The 17,446-nt window shown below is 70.3% G+C and carries 23 protein-coding genes; 13 read left to right on the top strand and 10 right to left on the bottom strand.

Annotated features, from left to right (window positions below; genetic code table 11):
* Window positions 1-29: 29 nt before the first annotated feature.
* Complete coding sequence (locus VMD91_19460) at window positions 30-806, top strand: MBL fold metallo-hydrolase (protein HTW86259.1); 777 nt, start codon at window positions 30-32, stop codon at window positions 804-806.
* Complete coding sequence (locus VMD91_19455; GenBank protein ID HTW86258.1) at window positions 799-1,221, top strand: GNAT family N-acetyltransferase; 423 nt, start codon at window positions 799-801, stop codon at window positions 1,219-1,221. Before VMD91_19460 ends, VMD91_19455 begins: the two co-directional genes overlap by 8 nt.
* Here VMD91_19455 and VMD91_19450 read toward each other — a convergent pair.
* From VMD91_19450 to VMD91_19430, 5 genes are read right to left on the bottom strand one after another with little or no spacing between them, the layout of a single operon-like run.
* Window positions 1,181-2,344: a DUF4097 family beta strand repeat-containing protein gene (locus tag VMD91_19450; GenBank protein ID HTW86257.1), complete on the bottom strand. Its 1,164-nt coding sequence runs from the start codon at window positions 2,342-2,344 to the stop codon at window positions 1,181-1,183. The genes VMD91_19455 and VMD91_19450 overlap by 41 nt on opposite strands.
* Before the next feature lie 32 nt (window positions 2,345-2,376).
* On the bottom strand, window positions 2,377-3,762 hold the full coding sequence (locus VMD91_19445) for a HAMP domain-containing sensor histidine kinase (protein ID HTW86256.1): 1,386 nt from the start codon (window positions 3,760-3,762) through the stop codon (window positions 2,377-2,379).
* Window positions 3,763-3,800: 38 nt separating this feature from the next.
* Window positions 3,801-4,514 carry a response regulator transcription factor gene (locus tag VMD91_19440; protein ID HTW86255.1) on the bottom strand — a complete coding sequence of 238 codons (714 nt, stop codon included), beginning with the start codon at window positions 4,512-4,514 and terminating at the stop codon, window positions 3,801-3,803.
* Window positions 4,511-4,864 carry a hypothetical protein gene (locus VMD91_19435; GenBank protein ID HTW86254.1) on the bottom strand — a complete coding sequence of 118 codons (354 nt, stop codon included), beginning with the start codon at window positions 4,862-4,864 and terminating at the stop codon, window positions 4,511-4,513. Before VMD91_19435 ends, VMD91_19440 begins: the two co-directional genes overlap by 4 nt.
* Window positions 4,865-4,866: 2 nt before the next feature.
* Window positions 4,867-5,436 (bottom strand): sigma-70 family RNA polymerase sigma factor, encoded by a 570-nt coding sequence (locus VMD91_19430; GenBank protein ID HTW86253.1) that lies wholly within the window; start codon window positions 5,434-5,436, stop codon window positions 4,867-4,869.
* A 79-nt stretch (window positions 5,437-5,515) separates the two neighbouring features.
* Between VMD91_19430 and VMD91_19425 the strand changes: the two genes are divergently transcribed.
* From VMD91_19425 to VMD91_19415, 3 genes are read left to right on the top strand one after another with little or no spacing between them, the layout of a single operon-like run.
* Window positions 5,516-6,466: a DUF4097 family beta strand repeat-containing protein gene (locus VMD91_19425; GenBank protein HTW86252.1), complete on the top strand. Its 951-nt coding sequence runs from the start codon at window positions 5,516-5,518 to the stop codon at window positions 6,464-6,466.
* Window positions 6,467-6,468: 2 nt separating this feature from the next.
* Window positions 6,469-6,759: a hypothetical protein gene (locus VMD91_19420; GenBank protein HTW86251.1), complete on the top strand. Its 291-nt coding sequence runs from the start codon at window positions 6,469-6,471 to the stop codon at window positions 6,757-6,759.
* Window positions 6,760-6,763: 4 nt separating this feature from the next.
* Complete coding sequence (locus tag VMD91_19415) at window positions 6,764-7,399, top strand: hypothetical protein (protein ID HTW86250.1); 636 nt, start codon at window positions 6,764-6,766, stop codon at window positions 7,397-7,399.
* A 78-nt stretch (window positions 7,400-7,477) separates the two neighbouring features.
* Here VMD91_19415 and VMD91_19410 read toward each other — a convergent pair whose 3' ends face one another.
* A complete protein-coding gene (locus VMD91_19410; GenBank protein HTW86249.1) occupies window positions 7,478-7,627 on the bottom strand; it encodes a hypothetical protein in 150 nt (49 codons plus the stop codon).
* A 103-nt stretch (window positions 7,628-7,730) separates the two neighbouring features.
* Here VMD91_19410 and pyrF point away from each other — a divergent pair, with 103 nt between their 5' ends.
* The 5 genes from pyrF to VMD91_19385 are packed head-to-tail and all read left to right on the top strand — an operon-like array spanning window position 7,731 to window position 11,770.
* Complete coding sequence (pyrF, locus tag VMD91_19405; GenBank protein ID HTW86248.1) at window positions 7,731-8,441, top strand: orotidine-5'-phosphate decarboxylase; 711 nt, start codon at window positions 7,731-7,733, stop codon at window positions 8,439-8,441.
* Window positions 8,438-9,019 (top strand): orotate phosphoribosyltransferase, encoded by a 582-nt coding sequence (gene pyrE / locus VMD91_19400; GenBank protein HTW86247.1) that lies wholly within the window; start codon window positions 8,438-8,440, stop codon window positions 9,017-9,019. The genes pyrF and pyrE overlap by 4 nt, the downstream gene beginning before the upstream one ends.
* 5 nt (window positions 9,020-9,024) lie before the next feature.
* Window positions 9,025-10,122: a histidinol-phosphate transaminase gene (hisC, locus tag VMD91_19395; GenBank protein HTW86246.1), complete on the top strand. Its 1,098-nt coding sequence runs from the start codon at window positions 9,025-9,027 to the stop codon at window positions 10,120-10,122.
* The gene (locus tag VMD91_19390; protein ID HTW86245.1) at window positions 10,119-10,586 is read left to right on the top strand and encodes a GNAT family N-acetyltransferase; all 468 of its coding nucleotides are present in this window, start codon (window positions 10,119-10,121) and stop codon (window positions 10,584-10,586) included. Before hisC ends, VMD91_19390 begins: the two co-directional genes overlap by 4 nt.
* Window positions 10,583-11,770: an AI-2E family transporter gene (locus tag VMD91_19385; GenBank protein HTW86244.1), complete on the top strand. Its 1,188-nt coding sequence runs from the start codon at window positions 10,583-10,585 to the stop codon at window positions 11,768-11,770. Before VMD91_19390 ends, VMD91_19385 begins: the two co-directional genes overlap by 4 nt.
* Here the strand turns inward: VMD91_19385 and VMD91_19380 are convergent.
* From VMD91_19380 to VMD91_19365, 4 genes are all read right to left on the bottom strand, one after another.
* Entirely contained in the window at window positions 11,767-13,044 is a 1,278-nt protein-coding gene (locus VMD91_19380) for an MFS transporter (protein HTW86243.1), read from the bottom strand. The genes VMD91_19385 and VMD91_19380 overlap by 4 nt on opposite strands.
* 46 nt (window positions 13,045-13,090) lie before the next feature.
* The gene (argS, locus tag VMD91_19375; GenBank protein ID HTW86242.1) at window positions 13,091-14,776 is read right to left on the bottom strand and encodes an arginine--tRNA ligase; all 1,686 of its coding nucleotides are present in this window, start codon (window positions 14,774-14,776) and stop codon (window positions 13,091-13,093) included.
* Entirely contained in the window at window positions 14,757-15,218 is a 462-nt protein-coding gene (locus tag VMD91_19370) for a 23S rRNA (pseudouridine(1915)-N(3))-methyltransferase RlmH (GenBank protein ID HTW86241.1), read from the bottom strand. Before VMD91_19370 ends, argS begins: the two co-directional genes overlap by 20 nt.
* Before the next feature lie 61 nt (window positions 15,219-15,279).
* Window positions 15,280-16,176 carry a DNA-processing protein DprA gene (locus VMD91_19365; GenBank protein ID HTW86240.1) on the bottom strand — a complete coding sequence of 299 codons (897 nt, stop codon included), beginning with the start codon at window positions 16,174-16,176 and terminating at the stop codon, window positions 15,280-15,282.
* Between the two features lie 139 nt (window positions 16,177-16,315).
* On the opposite strand from VMD91_19365, the gene VMD91_19360 reads away from it, so the two are divergent.
* The 3 genes from VMD91_19360 (at window position 16,316) to dut (ending at window position 17,445) form a co-directional block, all read left to right on the top strand.
* Window positions 16,316-16,465 carry a DUF5679 domain-containing protein gene (locus VMD91_19360; GenBank protein ID HTW86239.1) on the top strand — a complete coding sequence of 50 codons (150 nt, stop codon included), beginning with the start codon at window positions 16,316-16,318 and terminating at the stop codon, window positions 16,463-16,465.
* A 63-nt stretch (window positions 16,466-16,528) separates the two neighbouring features.
* Window positions 16,529-17,002, top strand: coding sequence for a transcriptional regulator NrdR (nrdR, locus tag VMD91_19355; GenBank protein ID HTW86238.1), 474 nt, complete (start codon window positions 16,529-16,531; stop codon window positions 17,000-17,002).
* Entirely contained in the window at window positions 16,999-17,445 is a 447-nt protein-coding gene (gene dut / locus VMD91_19350) for a dUTP diphosphatase (protein HTW86237.1), read from the top strand. Before nrdR ends, dut begins: the two co-directional genes overlap by 4 nt.
* Window position 17,446 lies beyond the last annotated feature (1 nt).

The raw sequence follows: 17,446 nt of genomic DNA, 5'->3' as shown, positions 1-17,446 counted from the left end.
AGTCGCAGGCCGGGCGCGAAGCGCGGCTCGTGGTTTCGTTGCGGTTTTTAGGGACCGGCGGCGCGCGCTGGGTCGTCGCCAAGCAGATTCGCTCGTCGGGCGGGTTCTGGCTGCACGCCGACGGGACCAACGTGCACGTCGACCCCGGGCCGGGCGCGCTGGTCCGCGCGCTGGGCGCCGTGCCGCCGTGCGATCCGGCGACGCTCGATGCGATCGTGCTCTCGCACAAGCACCTCGACCACAGCGGCGACGTCAACGCGATGATCGAGGCGATGTGCCAAGGCGGGTGGCGACCGCGCGGCGCGCTGTGCGCCCCGCTCGACGCGCTCGACGCCGGGCAGCAGCCGGTCGTGTTTCCGTACGCGCGCAAGTTCGTGCCACGCGAGTGGGTCGTGACCGCGCACGGCGGCCCGTTCGAAGTCGGCGCGGTGGCGATGCGCGCCTCGTTGCAGCTGCAGCATCCCGTCGAAGCCTACGGCCTGCACTTCACCACCTCGGCCGGGACGGTCTCGTACTTGCCGTGCACGCGGTACTTCGAGGACATCCTCGCCGACTACCGCGCCCACGCGCCGGCCGTGCTGATCATGAACGTGCTGCGCTACCGCGACTCGATGGACGTCGACCATCTGACGTACGACGACGCGCGCACGCTGATCGAGGGGATCAAGCCGGGCGTCGCGATCATGTCGCACTTCGGCACCCGCATGCTCGAGCGCGACCCGCGCCGGCTGGCCTACGACCTCGAGGACGCCACCGGCGTCAAGACGTTCGCGGCGTACGACGGCTGGACGTACGACGTTGCTTGAGATCGAGAACGCGCGCCCGGCCGACGCCGAACCGTTCTGGAACCGCTACGATCGCGACTGGCGCAGCGAGCTGTGGAACTTTCGCGTCGTCTGGCACGAACAGTCGCACGACGTGCTGGCCCGCGACGGCGACGAGATCGCCGGCGCGCTGCGGCTGCACGTCGCCGCCTCGCTGGGGACGATCGCCGCGCTCTACGTGCTGCCGAACCGGCGCCGGAGCGGCATCGGCCGGCTCCTGCTCTCACGCGCCGAGGAGCTCTCGAACTACTACAACTGCCACAAGGTGACGGCCGCGGTCTTTCACGACCGCGACGCGCAGCGGTTTTTCGTCGCCTGCGGCTACCACGTCGAGGCGGTGCTGCCGCAGCACACGTTCAAGCTCGACGTCGCACTCGTTCGAAAGTTCTTGCTCTGAGCGCGGGCCGCGCGGGCGCGTAGCGGCGCAGGTGCTGGTAGAGCGGCGGCCGCTGCAGCATCGGCGGCGGCCGCTGGAAGCCGGGCTGCGCCATCGCCGCCGGGCGGCGGAAGGCTTGGTGCGCCGGGCGCCACTCGGGGCCCAGGTTACGGTGGTCGTTCAGCGCGCCGTCGTACAGGTAGACGTTGCCGCGCTGGCTGATCGCGTTGACCAGCGCGCCGCCGCCGCCGATGGTCGCCGCCGCGTCGCTCTCGCCGCGCTGCGTGACTTGCGCCGGCTGATCGAAGCGGGTGAAGACGCGGCCGTCCTGCGAGTGCGCGACCAATTGCGCCCCCGCGTTGACGCCCAGCGCGATCGCGCCGCTCTCCGACTCGAAGCGCGCCAGTCCCGGCTCGAAGCTGCCGCCGTCGTAGACGATCGAGCCGCTGACCGTCGTCGCCTCGATCTGCGTCGACCGGCAGCGCTCGAACACGACGCGGGCGGCATTGGCACGCACGCGCACGCGCGAGAAGTCGTCGTCGCTGAGCTGGACCAATCCGTTCTGCAGCTCGAAGTACGCGGTCGTCGCGGCGTCGCCGACGTGGATCTGCCCGTACGACTGCCGGATGAACAGGTCGGCGCCGTGATAGCCGTCGATCGTCGTCGAGCCGCCGTTCGAGCGGATGTCGAGGTAGCCGGTCTCGGGCGGGACCATCACCGTCACGTGCGCGGCGGTCAGGGCGCGAATCCGGACCACGTCGTGCGCTCCGGCGCGGAAGCCGGAGAGCGGGAAGTCTTCGGGCGGCATCAGCCCGTTGCCGACGATCTGGCCGTCCTGGCGCTCGACGTAGCGGAAGGGCGGCAAGCGCGCGGTCAGCGGAAAGCGCGGCGTCCCCCAGACCGCCGCGGTCCGGGTGATGGTGGTCGCGTTGTCGGGGTCGTCGATCTGGACGAAGGGCCGGTCCCAGGTGCGCACCGTGACGTCGTTGCCGTGTCCGGCCAGCAGGATGACGACGACCGGCTGGTTGGTAAGCAGCAGGGTGTTGGAGTCCGCGCCCGCGGGCGCGAGCTTCCCCAGCGCAAGCAACAACAGGCCGAGCCCCGCGGCGATCCACCGCGCGGCTCGGGTCCGGAGGACGTCCACGACCTCATGGTAGGTCTGCCGAGTGATCCCCGTCATGAACCCGACGTGAGGGATTCGGGCTCGGCGGGCAGGCTGACGAGGAAGACGCTGCCTCCCTCCGGCCGGCCGGCGGCCGAGACCGTGCCGCCGTGCACCCGGGCGATCGAGCGCACGATCGCGAGCCCCAGGCCCGTCCCCTCGACGCTGCGCGCGCGGGCCGGATCGCCGCGGAAGAAGCGGTCGAACAGGCGGTCGGCGATCGACTGGTCGATCCCGGGGCCGGTGTCGCGCACCTCGATCAGCGCGCGCCCGCCGGCCTGCTCGACGACGACCTCGACCCCGCCCACGGCGGTGAACTTGATCGCGTTGTCGACCAGGTTGCCGATCAGCTGGCGCAAGAGGCCCGGATCGCCGACGACGATCGTGCGCGCGCCGGGCGGGCTGGTGACGTCCACCGTGAGCCCTTTGGCGGCGGCGCGGTCGCGCGCGTGCACGGCCACGTCCTCGGCCAACCGCTCGAGCACGATCGGTTCCTTGGGGATCGCGTCGCCCGACTCGGCCTTCGCCAGCGTCAGCATCCCCGAGACCATCGCCGCGAGCCGGCCGCTCTCCTCGGCGATCGCCTCCAGCGAGGTGTGCAGCACCTCGGGGTCCGCGCCGCCCCAGCGCTGCAGCATCTGCGCGTTGGCGTTGATCACCGTCAGCGGCGTGCGCAGCTCGTGCGACGCGTCGCTGATGAACTGCCGCTCGCGCGCGAACGCCGCCTGCAGCCGGTCCAGCATCGCGTCGAACGCGGCGGCGAGCCGGCCGACCTCGTCGCGCCGGCGCCAGCGCAGCCGCCGGTCCAGATGCTCGGAGCCGATCTCGGCGATCTCCAGCGTCAGCCGTTCGATCGGCACGATCGCCGCGGCGGCGACGAAGTACGCGACCAGCGCGACGATGATCATCGCGTCCCACGCCGTCGCGAACAAGATCGTGCGCGTGCGCGAGGTCAGCTGGTCGACGGTGTCGAGCCGTTGCCCGACCAGCGCCAGCACCAGCGGCCGGCCGTCGGCGTCGGTGATGATGCGGTTGAGCACCAGCATCGTGCCGGGGCGGTTGCCGCCGAGCGCGAGGTCCTCGAACGTGCGGTCTTGGCTGGGCGTGAAGGGCGGAAAGGTGATGCTGCCCAGGTTCGAGCTCTTGCCGAGCACCTGACCTTGCGGCGTGTCGATCTGCACGAATTGACTCGAGGACGCCCAGCGGTCGAGCGCGACCCGGTCGGAGAGGTTGAGCGTGACCGGCCCCTCGTCGATGAAGCCGTAGCTGGCTTCTTCGCGGGCGGTTTGCTCGATCTGATCGGCGGTGTCGACCAGCTGCGATTTCGCCTGATCGATCAGCACGCGCCGCAGCGCGAGGTCGATCGTGATCGCGCCGACGGCGATCACGACGACGATCAACGCCGCGAACAGCGCCGCGATGCGGGTGCGGAGGCTGTTCAGGAGTCCTTGAGGGCGTACCCGACGCCGCGCACGGTCTGGATCAGCTTCTCGGGGAACGGATCGTCGATCTTGCCGCGCAGGTACCGGATGTAGACGTCGATCAGGTTCGAATCGCCCAGAAAGTCGCTGCCCCAGACGCCGTTGAACAGCTCGTCGCGCGTATGCACCTTGTTGCGGTGCAAGAGCAGGTACTCGAGCAGCGCGTACTCTTTGGCCGTCAGGTGGATCGCCTGGCCGCCACGGGTGACCTCGTGGCGGTCGCGGTCCATGATCAAGTCGCGGGCCGTGAGCAGGTTCTCTTGCGGCGACTTGTCACGCAGCCGCGCGCGAATGCGCGCCAACAGCTCCTCGATCGAGAACGGCTTGACGACGTAGTCGTCGGCGCCGCGGTCCAGGCCGGCGACGCGGTCGGGAATACGGTCCTTGGCGGTCAGCATGATGATCGGCACGCGCGACTTGGCGCGCACGCGCGTCGCGACTTCGAGCCCGTCGAGCTTGGGCAGCATCAGGTCGAGCACGACCAGGTCGGGCTCCTTGAGCGCCTTCTCCAACCCCGCCAGCCCGTCGGTGGCGGTGTCGACTTCGTAGCCTTCGTGCTCGAGCTCGAGCTTGAGCACGCGCAAGATCTGCGCGTCGTCTTCGACCAGCAGGATCTTGTAGGTTCGGCCGTCCTCCGAGGTCGACGCGGGCGTCGACGCGCTGCTGCTCACTGCACCTCGATGCGGCGCGGACGCGCCGGCAGCGTCAGCTGCAAGAGCCACCAGGTCGCCGAGACGCCGGCGGCCAGCCACAGTACCGTGTTCATCGACTCCAGGCCCGCGCCGGCGATCAGGTGCGAGGTCGCCTGCGCGATCCGTTCCTGGGCGTGCGGGGCGGAGCCGACCAGCCAGCAGAGCCAGCCGGCGAGGCTGGCCAAACACGCGACGACCCACAGCTCCCAGGTGCGAAAAGCAGGCCGCGGGGCGTAGACCGTCTGGGCCATGATCCGCCGGTACAGATCGGCCGGGGGTTCTTCCAGCGGGAGCGCCGCCAGGGCGCGGTCGAGAGAGTCGTCGTCCATCATCATGTGCTCAGGGCCTTCCGGAGCTGTTCTTTCGCCCGAAACAGGTGCGTCTTCACCGTTCCCAGCGGAAGGTTTAATACGGTTGCAATCTCCTCGTACTGCTTCCCTTGCAAGTGATAGAGGGTGATGACCGTTCGGTACTTCTCGGGGAGTGCTTCGATCGCCGCTCGCAGCCGGGCGGCTTCGTCGTTGCGTTCGGCCAGGAGCTCGGGACCGGCCGCCGGGTCGGCCCAATCGGGCGGCTCGTCGGGCGAGATCCGCTTGCGCTTGGCGATCCGGTCGCAGCAGACGCGGTAGCAGATGGTGAAAATCCAGGTCGAGAACTTCGCGCCCGGCCGGAAGCCGTGGAGCGCCCGATAGGCTTTGAAGAACGCTTCTTGGGTCGCATCCTCGGCGTCGGCCGCGTCTCGCAGGGTGCGCGCCGCGAGGTGGTAGACCGCCCGTTGGTAGCGTTCCACCAGCTCGCCGAACGCCTCGCCGTGGCCAGCCAGGGTAGCCGTGATGAGCGCCTGGTCGTCGACCGGCGCCACGGCTACCGGGGGCGGTTCCACCGCGAGTGCGAGCCCCATGCTGCCCGCATGTACGCGCCAGGGACGCCTCGGTTTCGCCGACGGCGAAACTCACCGGCGCTCGGGTCGTACATGGGACATGATTTCCCGCTCGACCCTCATCGGCGCCTTGGTCGTCGTCGAGCTTGCGATCGTCGGCCTGGCCGCTCGCGCACTCGGAGCCGGATTCAGCGACTCGTCGTTCCCCACCGCGGTCGCCCCGGCCGGGCCGGGCGGCGCGTTCGGCCACGACTGGACGCCGTCCGCCCGCGACCAGCAGCTGCCGGCGGGTCCCACGCCCAGCGTCGTCATCGACGTCCACGACGTCGACGTGACGATCGACGCCGAGCCCGGCATCGAGGTGCGGGTGGCCGACCAGACGCGCAAGTGGGGCTGGGTCACGGGCACGCCGCCCGCGCCGGTGACGCTGGCGCGCAGCGCCGACGGGGTACGCATCTCGACGCCCGACGACGACGGCGGCGTGCACATCGCCTTCGGGTTCTGGGACCGTCAGCTGCACGTCGGCGTGCCGCCCGGCGCGCGGGTCCGGGTCGAGAGCGGCGGCAAGGTCGTCGCCAGCGGCTTGCGCGCGCCGTTCAGCGCGCACGTGAGTGACGACAGCATTTCGGTCAGCGATCAGCAAGGCGACGTCGACGTCCACACCGACGACGGGCGGATCGAGCTGACCGACGTGCGCGGCGGAACGGTTGCCGCGAGCACGAACGACGGGCGCCTGATCTTCGACCACGTCGTCGCCGACAGGCTCGAGGGCGCCACGTCGGACGGCCGGATCATCGCCAGCGGCTTGCGGGTCGCCGACGGCCGCTTGACGACCAACGACGGACACGTGAAGGTCGGTTTCGCCGACGGCAGCGACGCGACCGTGACGCTCCACACCGATGACGGAGGCATCGCCATCAACGGTACCACCGCTCGCGACGACGAGACCGGAAACTCGTCGCACATCATTCAGCTCGGTTCCGGCCGCGGCCATTTCGCCGTCTCGAGCGGCAGCGGCGACATCACCGTCACTCAGGGGGCATCCGTCTAGCCATGCATTCTGCTGACGACTTCACCGCCCTGATGGCGGTCATGCTGATCTTCGGCTCACCGATCACCGCGTGGACCGTCTCACGCCTGCTGTGTCACCGCGAGCGGATGGAGTACCTGCGGCAGGGCTTGGTACCGCCGCCGCGGCTGGGCAAGCGCGGCTACCGCCGCTGGTACCGCGAGATGCAGCAGTCGGGGCAGATGCCGACGCAACCGCTGCCGCCGTGGCAAAATGCCCTCGGTTCGGGCCGCCGCGAAGGTTCGATCATCATCAATCACGGAGCCTCACGTTAGAGCAATGCAAGACTTCACCGCGGTCATCGCCGTTTTCCTGATCTTCGGCGCACCGATCGCCGCTTGGATCGTCTCGCGCGTCCTGCGCCATCAAGAGCACATGGAGTACTTGCGCCGCGGGATGGTGCCGCCGCCGTCGGTGGGCGGCCGCGCCTTCCGCCGCTGGTACCGCGAGATGAACCAGGCCGGCCCGGCCGGGCAAGCCGTGCCGCCCTGGCAGACCGGCGCGCCGATGCCGCCGCCGCGCGCGGCGCGCTACTGCGGTCCCGACGACGATCCGCAGCGGGCGCTGGCCAAGGGCATCCAAACCGCCATGATCGGCCTGGCGATCCTGATCGGGCTCTCGTTCATCGGTGGAACGCCGGGCACGTCCGACTTCCACGGCGGCCCCTGGCTGCTGGGCGGGCTGATTCCGATGTTCGTCGGGATCGCGATGATCATCAGCGCGCTGCTCGCCGGCGCGCAGCTGCCCGGCGGCACGCGGACGACCTTCGTTCCGCCGCCGCCGCCCGGCCCCGGTCCGGGCGGTCCGCAAGCGCCGCAGGACATCCCCTGGCACCCGGGCAGCGCTTGGCACCAGCCCGGCCGACCGCACTTCGAGGAGCTCTCCAAGCCGGCACCGCCGCCGGACAAGCGCTGAGTCGCTCCACGATCAACGAAGGAGGGGCGGACCGCCTGAGCGGTCCGCCCCTCTTTTTCGCAGCGTCGACTGCCGTCGCTACGTCGAGCTCTGGCAGGTGACGATCGCCATCGCCCAACCGTTGGCGGTGCGCATGCGCACCAGATAGCCGTCGGAAGTGCGGTCGTAGACGGTGTAGCCCGCTCTGAGCGCGTCGGCTAGCGTCTTGAAGACCTGAATCCCTGGCATATCGTCCTCCCTTCCTCGCTCCGCCGCTCGAGCGGCGATTTTGTTCGTCCTTACCCGAGGAACGAAATGAGCTGACCGTCGGTTCTCGCGAAGCAGAGCTTTCATGCCGGCTTCACGATTGGTCGTCGCTCTCGACGTCCCCGACCCCGCACGTGCCGCGACGCTCGTCGAGCGCCTCTCTCCGCTGGGGGTCATCTTCAAGATCGGCTACGAGGCCTTCTATGCGTACGGTCCGACGATTAAAACTGCGTTCGAAAACGCCGGGGCCGAATACGTCCTCGATCTCAAGCTCCACGACATTCCTCGCACCGTCTCCGCCGGTATCCGCGCCGTGGTGGCGCCCGGCGTGCGCTTGTTGACGGTCCACGCGCTGGGCGGCGCCGCGATGCTCGAAGCCGCGGTGGAAGCGGCCGAGGAGCGTGCCGCCGAGCTCGGCATCCCGACGCCCGAGGTCTACGCCGTGACCGTGCTCACGAGTATCGGCGCGGAAGATCTCGGCGAGCTGGGCTTAACCGGCGGCCCGGGCGAGAACGCGATACGCCTGGCCGCGTTGGCGCGCGACGCGCGCTGCGCCGGCGTGGTCTGCAGCGTGCGCGAGGTCGCCGATCTGCGCGCGTACTTCGGCACGCACTTCGGCACGTTCTGTCCGGGAATTCGACCGGCCGGCTCCGCGCACGGCGATCAGAAGCGCGCCGCGACGCCGCGCGAAGCGCGCGAGGCCGGCGCCGACTACGTCGTCGTCGGACGCCCGATCGTCGACGACAACGATCCGGTGTACGCGACGCAGGCGATCTTGGCGGAGCTGAGCGCGTGAGCGCCGCCAACGAGGAACTGCTGCACGAGCTCGAAGAGCGCGGCGCGATCCTGAGCGGGCACTTCCGGCTCTCGTCGGGGCGGCACTCGAACCTGTTCGTTCAGAAGTTCCGCATTCTCGAGGATCCGCGTTTGGTCGAGCTCGTCGCCCGCCGGCTCGCCGAGCACGCGCGCGCGTTGCAGCCGACCGTCGTCGTGAGCGCCGCCGTCGGGGGGATCGTGCTCGGGTACGAGACCGCGCGCGCGCTCGGCACGCTGGGCATCTTCGTCGAAAAGGAAGGCGGCGTGCCGGCTTTGCGGCGCGGCTTCGTCCTGGGCCCGGGCGATCGCGCCTACGTCGTCGAGGACGTCGTCACCACCGGCGGCTCGGTGCGCGAGGTGCTCGACGTCGTCCGCACGCGCGGTGCCGAACCGGTCGGCGTCGGCGTCATCGTCCGCCGCGCCCCCGCCGATTTCGCCCTCCCCACCGCCGCGCTTCTGGACCTCCCGATGGAGTCCCACGACCCCGAATCTTGCCCGCAATGCATGAACGGTGAGCCCCTGACGGAACCCGGTTCGCGCTTTCTGCATTCGAAGTAGAACTGATGGACTACGAGAGACTGGTTCGGCCCCAAGTCGCCGCGCTCAAGCCCTACACGCCGGGGACCACGGTCTCGCAGGCGCGGGCCACGTATGGGCTCGAGACGTTCGTCAAGCTGTCCTCGAACGAGAACCCGCTCGGCACCTCGCCGCTGGCGGCGGCCGCGTTGCGGGCGATGGACGACCTGCAGATCTACGTCGACGACGATCACCCCGAGCTGCGGCGGCGCTTGGCCGAGCCGTACGGCTTGGGCGTCGAGCACGTGCTGGTGGGACACGGCTCGAACGACGTCGTGCGCACGCTGTTCACCGCGTACTTGGCGCCCGGCGACGAGGTGGTGATGGCCGATCCCACCTTCTCGCTGTTTCCCAAGGACGCCGTGCTGTTCGACGCGCGGCCGGTCGAGGTGCCGTTGCGCGACGGCGTGCACGATCTCGAAGCGATGCTGGCCGCGATCACGCCGCGCACCAAGATGGTGGTCGTCGTCGATCCGAACAATCCGACCTCGACGCGCGTCGATCCGGCCGATTTCGATCGTTTCGTGCGCGCGCTCCCCGAGCAGCTGATCTTGCTGGTCGACCAGGCGTATCGCGAGTACATGCCGCCGGGTTCGCTCGAAGCGGCCGACTACGTCGCGCGCCGGCCGGCGACCGTCGTGCTGCGCACGCACTCCAAGCTCTACGGACTGGCCTCGCTGCGCTTCGGGTACGCGCTCGGCGATCCGACGCTGCTCGGCTACGCGCAGCGCATCCGGCTGCCGTTCAACGTCTCGCGACCGGCGGCGGTGGCCGCGCTGGCCGCGCTCGACGACGAGGCGTTCCGCCGCCGCTCGCTGCAGACCAACGAGGCGGGGAAAGCCTTCTACGCCGAGCAGCTGCCGCGGCTTGGTCTGCACGCGTACCCGACGGCGGCGAACTTCATCGCGGTCGAGGTCCCCGGTAGCGCGGGCGACGCCTATCAGGCGCTCTTGCGCCAGGGGATCGTCACTCGCAGCGGCGACGCGCTGCGGATGCCGGGCCGGCTGCGGATCACGATCGGGACGCCCGAGCAGAACGCGCGCGTGATCGACGCCTTGGCGACGCTCGTCGCCGCCCCCGCATGACACCCGCGCTCGTGGTGCGGCGCGGTGGGCGCGCCGACCGCGACTTCGTGCGCGACCTGGGTCGCCGCAGCGCGTCCAGCAGCATCTCCGCGGTCCGCGACGCGCGCTTCGACGACGTGCTGCTGGCCTTCGAACGGTTGACCGAATTCGTCTACGCCCGCCGTCACGACGTGCTGATCGCCGAAGAGAACGGCGAGCGGGTCGGCTTCCTGCTGTTGCTGTACGACATTCCCGACGAGGTCACGCTGACGGAGCAGGCGTTCGTCGCGTATACCGCCGTCGAACCGTTCGCGCGCGGCCGCGGCGTCGGCCGTGCGCTGCTCGACCTCGCCGAGGACTGTGCGCGCGAGCTCGGCCTGGGCTACGTCAGCCTGATGGTGACGGAGGACAACGAACCGGCGCGGCGCCTGTACGACGGCGCCGGCTACGGCACCGAGCGACGGATGATGACCAAGCGGCTATGAGCTCGACCTTGGTGCGGCGCACGGTGACCGTGATCGTCGTCGCGATCGTGCTGGTCGCGGCGACGCTGTTCGCCGCGCGCATCCCGCACACGATCTCTATCTTCGTCATCGCGGCCTTCATCGCGTTCGGCGCGCACCCGCTGGTCAAGCAGCTCGAGCGCTTCATGCCGCGTCCGGCCGGCATCGCAATCGTCTACGCGGGCCTGCTGGGCCTCATGCTGCTGCTGGCGCTGGTGATCGTGCCGGTCGGCTACGGGCAGATCCTCGTGCTGGTGCAGAACGCGCCGCAATACATCCAAGCCGGACAAAATCTGGTCGTCGACGCCGAGCACACCATCCGCAACGTGTTCGGCAACCGGGTCGCGCTGCCGTCGTACGCGCAGATCGAGACCGCGGTCGGCGATCAGGTGCGCTCGCTGATGGTCGAGACGCTCACCCAGTTCGGCGCGATCGTCGTCGGCGTGGTCGGCGCGCTGGTCGTCGGCACCTCGGCGCTGATCCTCTCGGTGTTCTTCTTGCTGCAGGCGCGCGAGGTGCGCGACGGCATCCTGGCGTTCGTGCCGCCCGGCCGGCGGCTGCGCGCGGCGGCGCTGGTGCACGAGCTGGCCGAGGTGTTCGGCCACTACGTGGCGGGCCAGGCGCTCCTGTGCACGATCGTCGGGGTCGCGGTATGGGTGCTGTTGGCGCCCTTCCACTTCCAGTTCGCGCTGCTGGTCGGCCTGGTGTGCGGGATCGGCTACGCGATCCCGTTCGTCGGCATGCTGGTGGCGCAGATCCTCGCCGCGCTGCTGGCCGTCCCGCAGGGGACGGGGATGGTGGTGTGGGTGACGGTGGCGATCTTCGTCGTCGGGCGCATCGGCGACAACCTGCTCGTCCCCAAGATCATGGCGGAGTCGCTGGGCGTCTCGCCGATCACGGTGATGTTCGCCGTCTTCGCCGGCGGGGAGTTGTTCGGCGTCCCGGGCTTGCTGCTCGGGATTCCGGCCGCGGCGCTGCTGCGCGTGCTGTTCCGCTACTTCGTGCAGCCCTACGTCGTGCGCATGCAGACGCAGTCGCTGGTCACGCACGTGGACACCGCCGACGGCGTCCACATCGACGTGCGCCGCGACGCGGACGCCGGCGACCCCAGCGTCCCGGAGACGGTCGTCGTCACCGTCGCGCCGACGACGGCGGGCGAGGGCTAGGCGACGGCGACCGCGCGCGCCGGCGTGCGCCCGCGCGCGACGAAGAGCGAGAGCACCGCGGCGCACAGGCACAGCCCGCCGGCGACCGCGAAGGCCGGGTCGTACGCGCCCAGGTACGTGCGCGAAAGTCCGGCGCCGTAAGCGGCGAGACTGGCACCGATCTGGTGCGCCGCCAGGATCCACGCGAACATCACCGCGCCGCGATCGACGCCGAACGCCGCATTGGCCAGCTTGAGCGTCGGCGGCACGGTGGCGATCCAATCGAGGCCGTAGAAGACCGCGAAGGCCGGCAACCCGAAGACTTGCGCGCCGAACACGAGCGGCAGCGCGAGCAGCGAGAGGCCGCGCAGCCCGTAGTACATCAACAGCAAGAGGCGGCTGTCGAAACGATCGGTCAGCCAGCCCGACGCCGTCGTGCCGATCAGGTCGAACAGGCCCATCGCCGCCAGCAGGTTCGCCGCGGTCGTGAGCGGGATGCCGTGATCCCCGCACAGCGGGATCAGCGAGGTTTGCACCAGCCCGTTGGTGCTCGCGCCGCAGATCGCGAAGGTGCCGCCCAGGATCCAGAAGTCGCGTGACCGCAGGCCGGAGCGCAAGTTCGCGATCGCGCTCGCGAAGGGATTCGCCAGCGGCGGCGGCGCCGGCACGACCGTCCGCGCGCCGAAGGGCGGCAAGCCGACGTCGACCGGGCGCTCGCGCACGATCGCCATGAAGAGCGGGATCAGCAGCAGGCACAGGCCGCCGACGATCGCCGCGCACGGACGCCAACCGTCGAACTTGATGATGTGCGCGAACAGCGGCAGGAAGATCAACTGTCCGGTGGCGTTGCCGGCCGAGAAGACGCCCATGACCAGGCCGCGGCGCCGTTCGAACCAGCGGTTGGCGATCGTCGCGCCCAGTGCCAGGCCGATGGCGCCGGTTCCGATGCCCGAGAGGAAGCCCCACAGCAGCACCAGCTGCCACGCCGCGGTCATGAAGATCGACGCGAACGACGAGACCGCCAGAATGGCGAGCGCGATCGCGACCACGCGGCGCGCGCCGTACTTGTTCATGAACGATGCCGCGAAGGGGCCCATCAAGCCGAACAGCGCGATCCCGACGGCGATCGCGAAGGCGATCGTCGCCGCGCTCCAGCCGAACTCGAACTCGAGCGGCTGGATGAACATCGAGGGCGTCGACCGGTTCGCCGCCGAGACGACCGTCACCACGAACGTGATGGCCGGCACGGCAAGATACCAAGCGGACGAGGGGATGCGCGGGCGCATGGACGCCATCATACGCTACGCCGGGCGGCCCGGATAGTACGCACGCCCAGGTACGTTACATCTGCTCGGGTGCGCTCACGCCGCACAGCGCCAGCGTCGTCGCCAGCACGGTCTTCGTCGCCAGCACGAGCGCCAACCGCGCCGTGGTCTGCGGCGCATCGTCGGTGAGCACGCGGCAGGCGTCGTAGAACTGATGGAACTCGGCGGCCAGGTCGCGCGCGTACTTCGGCAGGCGGTGCGGTGCGCGCGCGCGGGCCGCGCCGGCGATCGTCGCCGGGAACTCCGCCAGATGCCGGATCAGCGCCAGCTCGGCCGGATCGGTCAGCGCGTCGAGGCCGTCGGCGCGTTCGGCGGCGGTCAGCATCGCGGCGTGCGACTCGCGCGCGCGCCGGAGCACCGAGGCGATGCGGGCGTGGCCGTACTGGACGTAGTAGACGGGGTTGTCGTTCGACTGCTTCTTGGCCAGCTCGAGATCGAACGTCAGCGGCTGGTCGGTCGAGAGCATGACGAAGAAGAAGCGCGCGGCGTCGACGCCGACCTCGTCGATCACCTCTTCGAGCGTGACGAGGGTGCCGGCGCGCTTGGACATCGAGAGGATCTCCTCGCCGCGCTTGAGCGTGATCTGTTGGGCGATCAGGACCTCGATCGCGCCGGGACGGCCGTACGCGTTCGCCAGCGCCGCCAGCCGCGCGATGTAGCCGTGATGATCCGGGCCGAGGATGTCGATGACGTGATCTGCGCGCTGCAGCTTCTCGTAATGATAGGCGACGTCGTTGGCGAAATACGTCGGGCGCCCGTCGCTGCGGATGACCACGCGATCGTCGTCGTCGCCGGCGTCCTTCGTGCGCAGCCAGGTCGCGCCGTCGCGCTGGTACAGGACGCCCAGCTCGCGCAGCCGCTCGATGCCGCGCTCGATCGCGCCGGCCTCGTGCAGTGCCTTCTCCGACTGCCAGAGGTCGAAGTCGACGCCGAAGCGGTGCGCGACCGCCTGTTGTCCCGCCACCAGCATGTCCCGCGCGAAGGTCGCCAGCGGCGGAATCGCCGCGGCCGCCGACACGCGCAGCCACTTCTCGCCGTCGCGCGCGCGCAGCGCTTCGGCGATCGGGATCAGGTAGTCGCCCGGATAGCCCTCGTCGGGGAACGGGTAGTGCGGATCGAACAGCTGGTGGTAACGCGCGTAGACCGACAGGCCGAGCTGATCCATCTGCGAGCCGGCGTCGTTGATGATCCACTCGGTGAAGACGTGGTAGCCGGCATGGCGCATCGTCTTGGCCAGCGTGTCGCCGATCGAGAGCGTGCGGCCTTGCACGACGACCAGCGGTCCGGTCGGGTTCGCGCTGCCGAACTCGAGCGAGATGCGCTCGCCGTTGGGCGCCGCCTTGCCGTAGTCGGCGCCGGCGCGGAGCACGTCGCCGACGACGCGCTGCCAGAAGGCCGGGACCAACCGCAGGTTGACGAAGCCGGCGGTCGCGGTCGCGTCGGCGACCGTCGCGCGCACCCCGGGATCGGTCAGGGCGCGCTCGATCAGCGCCTCGGCGATCTCTTGCGGCTTGCGGCGGGCCACCCGGGCCAGACCGAAAGCGACGTTGGTCGCAACGTCGCCGAACTCGGCGCGCCGCGGCGGCTCGAACTGCACCACCGGGCTGCCCTCGGGCCAGAGCGCGCGCGCCGCCTCCGCGAAGCGGGCGGCGAGGTCGTCTAGCGAGAGCAGCGCGTTCTCCTCAGTGGTGGTAGGGTTCATCGCGGGCGATCTTCGCCGCGCGGTACAGTTGCTCCAGCACCAGGGCGCGCGCCCACTCGTGCAAGAGCGTCAACGGGGACAACGACCAACGCAGGTCGGCCCGCCGGAGGACGGCCTCCGAGGCTCCGTAGGTCCCCGCGACGATCAGCGTCAACCGGGCGATCCCGTCATGCGGCAACCGCTCGAGGCGCCGCGCCAGCTCCTCGCTGCCGAAGCTCTCGCCGCCGCGCTCCAACAGCCAGACGTGATCGGCCGGGTCGAGCAGCTTGAGGATCGCCTCGCCCTCGGTCTGCATCGCGCGCGCCGGATCGGAGCCGTCGGCCGCGCGCACCTCGATCTCCTCGAGCCGATGATACGGCCGCAATCGCGTGCGGAAGTCCGCCAGCGCCTCGGCGATGTAGTGCTCGCGCACCTTCCCAACGGCGATCAGCCGGATGTGCATGCGCGCGCGTTCGCCGCACCCTCACGCGAGCATTCTCTCCTCGCTGCCCGTGTCGTGCGCGTCAACCGCGTGCGAGGGCGTAGCCGTCGGTGCCGGCGATGATGCGGCCGTCGGCTTCCAGTTCGCCGAGGAGCGCGAGCAGCTCGGCGGGCGGGAGCGCGAGGTGATCGGCCAGCGTCGCGGCATCGCGTGCGCCGTCGGCGAGTGCACCGACGATGCGGCGCACCGCGGCCGTGTCGCCGGCGAGTGCATCCGGTCGATCGGCGTCGGCCGCGTCGCTGGGCGACCGCGAGACGAGACCGCCGGGCAGCGCGGCGAGGACGTCGTCGGCGTCCCGGACGAGGGTGGCGCCGTCGCGGATGAGGGCGTTGCAGCCTGCCGCTTTGGGGCGGTCGACGTCGCCGGGGAAGGCCAGGACCGGGATGCCGCGGTCGGCGGCGTGGCCGGCCGTGTTGAGCGCCCCGCTGCGGGCGGCGGCCTCCACCACGACCACCGCGTCGGCCAGCGCGGCGATCACGGCGTTGCGGGCCAGGAACATCCACGGCTTCGGGGCGACGTCCGGGGCGAACGGCGAGACGACCGCGCCGCCGGCCGCGATCAGCCGGGCGCCCAGCTCCCGATGGCGCGGCGGGAAGAAGTGACCGTGGCCACCCCCGAGCACGCCGAGGGTCGGCGCCCCGGCCGCCAAGGCGCCCTCGTGGGCCGCCCCGTCAATTCCCAGCGCGAGGCCCGAGACGACCGCGACACCGGCTCGCCCGAGGGCCTCCGCAAGGCGCCGTGCGCGGCGTCGCCCCTCGTCGGAGGGCGCCCGCGTCCCCACGATCGCCACGCACGGCGCGGCCAGGCCGTCGAGCGTCCCCGCCACCCACAGCCCCTCCAACGCGGCCTCCGCCAGACGCTCCCCGCACCAGCCGTCCAGCTCCGAGCGAGCGATCCAACGGCGTTCCAACCCGTCCACGCTGCTCGTTCACGCGGAGGAATCGTCACGGCGAGGGGGCTCCCTCCAAGGGATTCACCGGTGGCACCCGTAACGGGCCTCGGCGATCACGGTCCGCCTGTGCGGACTGGGCCGTTCTAAGGGGGAAGACGACCGAGCCATGGCAGCCGAAGCGTACTGCGTCAAGTGCAAGACCAAGCGCGAAATCAAAGACGCGCAGCAGATCCAGATGAAGAATGGCCGCCCCGCGACCGAGGGCAAGTGCCCCGTGTGCGGGACGAAGATGTTCAAGATCGGCGCCGCTTCCTAGGAGCGGCATAGCCGAACACCCTCGGTTCGGGCTATACTGGACGGGCACCACAACATCTAGGGGGTGCCGCCCCGAGAGGACCGACTCGACCTGCTCTGCCCGCACTGTCGCAAGAACGAGACTCGCGTCGTCGATTCGCGCGATGACGACAACTCCGTCCGCCGGCGTCGGGAGTGTCTCGGTTGCAAGCACCGGTTCACGACCTACGAGCGGATGGAAGCGCCTCGTCTGTTCGTCGTGAAGAAAGACGGGCGGCGCGAGCAGTACAACCGCGACAAGGTCCTCAGCGGGCTGCGCCGGGCGTGCGAGAAGCGCCCGGTCTCCGAGGCGCGCATGGAAGAGACGGTCGCCGTGATCGAGCGCGAGCTCTTCGCCCGTGGTGAGAGCGAGGTACCGGCCTCGCTCATCGGCGAGAAGCTGATGGAAGCGCTCAAGGGGCTCGACGCGATCGCGTACGTGCGCTTCGCCAGCGTCTACCGTGATTTCCGCGACGTGGCCAGCTTCCGCGCCGAGCTCGAAGAGCTGTTGGCGAAATGACGCCCCACATCGCGGTCGTGCGGCTCCCCGAAGGCGACGGGCTGCCGCTTCCCGCCTACATGAGCGGCGGCGCCGCCGGCGCCGACGTCGTGGCGGCCGTCCCGGCCGATCTGGTGCTCGCGCCGGGCGAGCGCGCGCTCGTCCCGACCGGCTTCGCGCTCGAGGTCCCGCCCGGGTACGAGGTGCAGGTGCGACCGCGCAGTGGCCTCGCGCTCCGCTTCGGCGTGACGTGCTTGAACAGCCCCGGGACGATCGACAGCGACTATCGCGGTGCGGTCGGCGTGATCTTGGCGAACTTCGGCACCGAGCCGTTCGTCGTGCGGCGCGGTGAACGCATCGCGCAGCTCGTCGTGGCGCCGGTCGTGCAGGCGGCCTTTCGCGAGGTCGCCGCGCTCGGCGTGAGCGCGCGCGGCGAAGGCGGCTTCGGCAGCACGGGGCGCTAGG

Origin of the sequence: Candidatus Sulfotelmatobacter sp., assembly GCA_035504415.1 — a bacterium.
Classification (GTDB): Bacteria; Vulcanimicrobiota; Vulcanimicrobiia; order Vulcanimicrobiales; family Vulcanimicrobiaceae; genus Vulcanimicrobium.
The sequence above is the reverse complement of the archived record's forward strand: the minus strand, read 5'-3'. Positions and strand labels throughout refer to the sequence as shown.